The 483-nt window shown below is 49.3% G+C and carries 1 protein-coding gene and 1 pseudogene; both read right to left on the reverse strand.

The window, feature by feature from the left end; all coding sequences use genetic code 11:
* Positions 1-247 (reverse strand): annotated as a pseudogene (locus tag HBA93_RS18435) (hypothetical protein); the annotation flags it as partial.
* A gap of 124 nt (positions 248-371) precedes the next feature.
* A partial coding sequence (locus tag HBA93_RS18440) for a TAXI family TRAP transporter solute-binding subunit (protein WP_221724267.1) occupies positions 372-483 on the reverse strand: 112 nt, incomplete at its 5' end.

The raw sequence follows: 483 nt of genomic DNA on the forward strand, positions 1-483 counted from the left end.
ACATCAACAGTTTTTTAAAAGAACCCTGTGGTGCCGCATTGGCATAAAGTCCGAATAATAACAGCAGCAAAAAGCCGCCATGAACGGAGCGTACGACCTGACTTGGCAGCGGCGAATAGGCCGCTGTCCAGAGCTGGAATACGGAAAAAGCGACGGCAATAGCAAACAGCACACGGGCACCGGAGCTGACGCCCCAACCCGGAATGTGCTCGGCTGATTCAACCGCATTGGTTTCTGATGAAGACATGAATTTAAAACCGCGTAAAATGATATCAATAAGCGCAGAAGGCAGCCGCACTACCCGTTTTAGCAACAGATAATGCGGCGCTCATAATTTGCTTCAGACGGGTGTCCCCGCAATTAAGGCGTTGTTATTCAATGCCTTTTTCTTTGTAGTAACGCATTGCACCCGGATGGATCGGGGTCGGAGAAACAATGGTGTTTTTATCAAGCTTGATCATTTTCGCAGCCGAGTGTGCCGCA

Source organism: Ochrobactrum sp. SFR4 (assembly GCF_019730395.1).
Taxonomy (GTDB): domain Bacteria; phylum Pseudomonadota; class Alphaproteobacteria; order Rhizobiales; family Rhizobiaceae; genus Pseudochrobactrum.